Consider the following 4661-nt stretch of genomic DNA (forward strand, 5'->3'; position numbering starts at 1 on the left):
AAGGGCTTGATATATCGTTTTGTTGAGTACTTGATGATTTAACGACCAAGCCATCAAGCCAGACGACAGGATAAACAGCCTCCAGAGGTCTGTCACGCCACTGCTCAACTTCCTCATTGACGACATCAGTCACTTTTGAGATCAGCGAAGGCGATACATCAACGTGGTACAAGTCCTGTAAAGTAGCCTGAATATCTCTTGTAGTCATGCCCTTTGCGTAGAGGGAGAGGATAGCTTCTTCGAGCATAGCAGATTTAGTGGAGCGTTTAGGAATAATCTGAGGCTCAAAAGTACTGTGCCTGTCTCTAGGAGTGGACAGTTCAAGGTGGCCTCTTCACAAAGTTATCAAACGCTGAATCAGATATTTCACCTTCTGCTTTGAACGGTTTCAGCAGATTCTGCGGAAAATCTCTTCCCTCTGTGTCTTCAAGCTCGTACACAAACGATACCGGACCGAATGTCCGCAATATAATCAGTGGCCTTGCTCCCGGCTTTGGAGTCCGTCCAAACTCTTTACGCCATTCTTTGACGCTTGCAACGTATTTGCTGCCCGGTTTCTGAATCCTAATCAGCATTGCGTTATACGGGGCTATGTTCCTGAAACGCTTTATGAAGTCTAACAGCTCCATATAGTTTTTGCTTGAGCGGTAAGACCTCACGTCCTGAAAAAGCCTGTCAAGCTCCGGGATATTATTCTGTCCTTGCATTATTTCTCCTCCTTGTCATTCCCGAAAACAGCAAGCCAGACGCACGGCGGAGTCTCTGAAGTCCTGCTGACCCTGTGCCGGAAATGCGCCGGAAGTATCACCCAGTCCCCCGGAGTCATCTCAAGAGTCCCCGTCTCAAACTCAAGCTCCGCGCTCCCCTGCAACACCGCGACAAACTCCCATTCCGTTTGGTCGTACCAGAATCCCGGCGGCGAAACATGGCCGTGCGAGATTATGCGCTCGACACGAGTCCCGCCGGCCTTCCCCGAAATTATTTTCTCGGAAAATTCTTCCTCCTCTTTTGTTACGGGTGTGAATAAATTTCCGCGCCTCACGATTTTCTCCTGCGAATGAATACCATCAACCCCGCAAGAATCACCGCTCCCATTCCGCCGTTACAGCTCCCGCCCGATGACCCTGCACCCCTGCCGGAAGCCTGAAGCTGTGCGTCAAGAATCGCCGTAGCCGCAGCTCTGTCAGCAGATTTCAGCATTCCTATCTCCGCGCCGTGTCCGTAATTCGCCGTGAACACTCTCACATTCGGGTTGTCTGTAACATCTTCAATCCTCACGGTGTACCAGGGATCCGAATTTCCGTAAATCATTACGACTTTCGAGTCTGTCGTGTGAGACCACCTGCGTATATTGTCGTTTAGTGTTCTGTCATAGCTCAGTGTAGCGAGCAAATGCGGCTTTATGTTAGCCCTTGCGTCATAGCCGGGTTCGTCTTCCTCTTTGAATTTGAGAGTGAGTCTTTCACTTTCGGCAGCCTCGCGGAAATACTTTAACATTATCCCGTACGCGCCGTTCTCTTTATGAACCTGAACCTGATACGCATAATCCTTACCAACGCGGTTAGCTTTTGTTTTTCCCCCGCCGCCTGTGTCGCTGGCTGAGTCATTTTCCCTGAGAAGTCTAAGCATTGCCCGGAGATATAATTCTTTGTCGCGGCTTGCTGACTTTGGCATGTTCAATACTGCGTCGAACGAGGCAAAATTTTTGTCATACTGCCACATACTCACAGGAATATCTACAAGCTCCGCCTCGTAGCGAATATCATATGATGGCATATCGTCAGCCGAAATATAAACATCCTCGCTCCCGTAAGGAACATCATCCGATATTAGCTTGAAGTACCTGGGCTGAATGTATTTCCGTTCCCTTATCATCTCAACAATGTACTTCATCGCAATGTCCCGGTACTGTTTCGCTTTGGCCTCTCCGTAACGCTCATTGCCGATTGACGTGAATACAGCCTCAGGAAGCCTGTTATCCTCCGGGCCGTAACAGAGCGGGGCAACATACGGAACATAGACATCCGCGTCATTCGGGTAGAAGTACGCAAAAATATTCGCTGTCTGTCCTCCCTTGCTGATTCCAGTGAATGCCCATGTCCCCGAAAATATTCCCCGCAGCTGCTCCATTACGTTATGGAAATCATTTGCGGCGTTCTCGTTGGTGAGATGCTCCCACATGGCCGGAACATCATCGGACAGTCCCGCAGGCATTGACTCGCCGTAATACCTGTACTCAAAGCTGATGAAATTGGCGTTGTACATTCTCGCAAGCTCCACACGGTCATCTTTCGGGAAATAGCTGTCATTGAGATTGTAGCCGCCGACATACGCGACATTGACATTATCCCGGCTCTGATAGCCAATCTCGACTCGCTGGAGGAATTTCCCGCCGTCCGGATTATTCCAGTCTATTGGCTGCTCGAACCACGCTATATATTTCTCCCTGAAAGGAACATTGCCGCTTTTGTCCGGGGACTGCGTGATAACGTCAACAGATACGACACCTTCAAGCCTCATCAGCTCATCGCGGAATGACTCTGCCGCCTCCGACACCGTACACAAAGAAAACAACACAAGCACAAGAATATATTTCCTCATCGCAATATTTCTCCCTTCAGATTATCGCAGAATGTCCCGGAGTATTACCGCTAGTTTCTCCGGGCTGTCTGTCTCGTCAAATATTCGCCCGTTCACCGAAAGTTTCACGAACTCCGCGGCGTTTTTGGCTTGGTGATTGTCCATAGCTCCCGGCCAAGGCACTGTTACCGCAGGCATTTTCCACTTCATGACCTCAGCGAGGGTTGAGCCTCCTGACCGGCACACAAGGACATCGCACACAGAGTAGAACGGATTCATGTCCCACTGCGGCGGGATAAAATGCTTGTTCCCGTCATCGTGTCTTTCTTTTGCTGACAGGAATATGAACTCAAACTCCGGGCATAATTTTGCGGCTCTCATTAATATTTCGCTTAAAGGCCCGCTCCCTAATGACCCCCCCGCAACGCCGACAATTTTCGCACCCTCACGGACATTTACGCCCAGTAGTCTCAATGCCTCATCACGCGGAATCCTCACAGGCTCACGCGCAGGAGTCCCGGTGTACGTGAATGACTTTATCCCCTCGCAGACAGGCCAGCCCGTAATGATTCGCGCACCCATTTTCGCGGCGATTCTCGCGACTCTTCCTGCTACTGTGTTCTGTTCGTGGAGCGTTACGGGGATTCCCTTCAGCTTTGCGACTATCAGCGGGGCGAACGATATATATCCCCCGAACAAATATATTTCGTCCGGCCTGAACTCCCTAATGTATTTCGCGGTCATTGATACGGACTTGAAGACATCAGCAATACGCCCGATGATTTTCGCGGGTGATTTCGTTCCCATTGGAGACCCGGCAAGGGGGAGTATTACGGGGTCAATCCCTGCTGAGTGATATATATCCGACTCAAGTTTCCGGGAACCGCAGAGCCACGACACAGAGTCGCCCTTTTCCTGAAGGCTTTTCCCGAACACTATCGCCGGGAATATATGCCCGCCCGTACCGCCTGAAGCTATCAGTATGCGTTTCATCAAAAAAATTGCGCCGGATACCCCTTGCTTTAGCTATGAGGATGAGACGCAACTTCTCTCCTTTCTGTTAAATATGTGTGTCTTTTAACTATCAGCCTCAGCTTCTTATAACTTATGCCTGCTGATATTTTTTCTCCGTTGAATCCTTTGACATAAAAACTTCCGCTTGTCCTTCTCCCGAATATAAATCCTGTCTTGCCCTTGTAGATTACTTTGTCAAACAATCTGAAACCAAATACAACATACGGTGTCTGATTGCGTTTCCTTATTCCTCCTTTGATAAAATTCGTCTTGTGGATTTGACGGTTATGCTTTCGTACCTGCTTGTGATACCAGTAGTACGGCAGTCTTTCAGCCTCAAAATTTCCTGCTATGCAGTATGCGTCAACATAATGCTCTTTAGGCAGTCCTAAGCGTATTCTGTTATTCTTCGTCAAATAACCATATGTATTATGCACATCGGGATAAATCTCTCTCAGCTTATCCAGTAATGCCCAGCGCATTATTCCCATAAAACTGGCTTCCTTGAAACTTTGCCATCGCTTTTGCGCCAGCTTGATTTTCCCAGCGTGATATGCTTTATGGCATGTCTCACACAACGTTATGAGATTGTTCGGTGCGTCTCCTCCTGTCTTGCGGCTCTCTATGTGGTGGACATTGAGAATTTTGTCTCCGCTCTTGCCTTTGCAGTGCTGGCACGTATGATTATCTCGAAATAGCACATACTCTCGGACATTCCAGAAGTCTAACTGCTCTCCTTGCTGATACTCTGCTCCTTCTATTTCTGGATTTCTTATCTTCTGTATGTCGAATGAGGCTGTCTCAATGATAATCTTTGTTACTGGCAGTATGCGACGGACTTTTTCAATCACCGATATATGTGCATTAATTCTATTCTGCACGGACGGTGCTAACCAGCCTTCAGGCTTCTTGCGGTTATCAAAACGGGATTTGCGGTAACGTGTTTTGCGGCTTCTCCTTCCACGCCGTAATTCTCTGCGTGTTGATATTAAGTCAACTATATCCGTTCTTAACTCAACATCTGCTGAATATAATTCTTTGCGCTTAGTGCTTGCCGAAAGTCCTAT

At 48.4% G+C, this 4661-nt stretch carries 6 protein-coding genes; all 6 read right to left on the bottom strand.

The window, feature by feature from the left end; translation table 11 throughout:
* Nucleotides 1-319 (bottom strand): transposase (locus tag IKQ95_04550; GenBank protein MBR4195963.1); only part of this gene is annotated, 319 nt, incomplete at its 3' end.
* 1 nt (nt 320) lies between these two features.
* Nucleotides 321-707: a hypothetical protein gene (locus IKQ95_04555; protein MBR4195964.1), complete on the bottom strand. Its 387-nt coding sequence runs from the start codon at nt 705-707 to the stop codon at nt 321-323.
* On the bottom strand, nt 707-1045 hold the full coding sequence (locus IKQ95_04560) for a cupin domain-containing protein (GenBank protein MBR4195965.1): 339 nt from the start codon (nt 1043-1045) through the stop codon (nt 707-709). Before IKQ95_04560 ends, IKQ95_04555 begins: the two co-directional genes overlap by 1 nt.
* Nucleotides 1039-2601, bottom strand: coding sequence for a hypothetical protein (locus tag IKQ95_04565; protein ID MBR4195966.1), 1563 nt, complete (start codon nt 2599-2601; stop codon nt 1039-1041). The genes IKQ95_04560 and IKQ95_04565 overlap by 7 nt, the downstream gene beginning before the upstream one ends.
* 21 nt (nt 2602-2622) lie before the next feature.
* The gene (locus IKQ95_04570) at nt 2623-3573 is read right to left on the bottom strand and encodes a UDP-N-acetylglucosamine--N-acetylmuramyl-(pentapeptide) pyrophosphoryl-undecaprenol N-acetylglucosamine transferase (protein MBR4195967.1); all 951 of its coding nucleotides are present in this window, start codon (nt 3571-3573) and stop codon (nt 2623-2625) included.
* A 29-nt stretch (nt 3574-3602) separates the two neighbouring features.
* The coding region (locus tag IKQ95_04575; GenBank protein MBR4195968.1) for an HNH endonuclease at nt 3603-4661 on the bottom strand (1059 nt) is incomplete at its 5' end.

It is taken from the genome of Synergistaceae bacterium (assembly GCA_017540085.1).
Taxonomy (GTDB): Bacteria; Synergistota; Synergistia; order Synergistales; family Aminobacteriaceae; genus JAFUXM01.

Excerpts from the sequence above, each read along its gene's own strand:
- IKQ95_04570 (MBR4195967.1), bottom strand. The coding sequence starts at position 3,573 with ATGAAACGCATACTGATAGCTTCAGGCGGTACGGGCGGGCATATATTC.
- IKQ95_04555 (MBR4195964.1), bottom strand. The coding sequence starts at position 707 with ATGCAAGGACAGAATAATATCCCGGAGCTTGACAGGCTTTTTCAGGAC.
- IKQ95_04565 (MBR4195966.1), bottom strand. The coding sequence starts at position 2,601 with ATGAGGAAATATATTCTTGTGCTTGTGTTGTTTTCTTTGTGTACGGTG.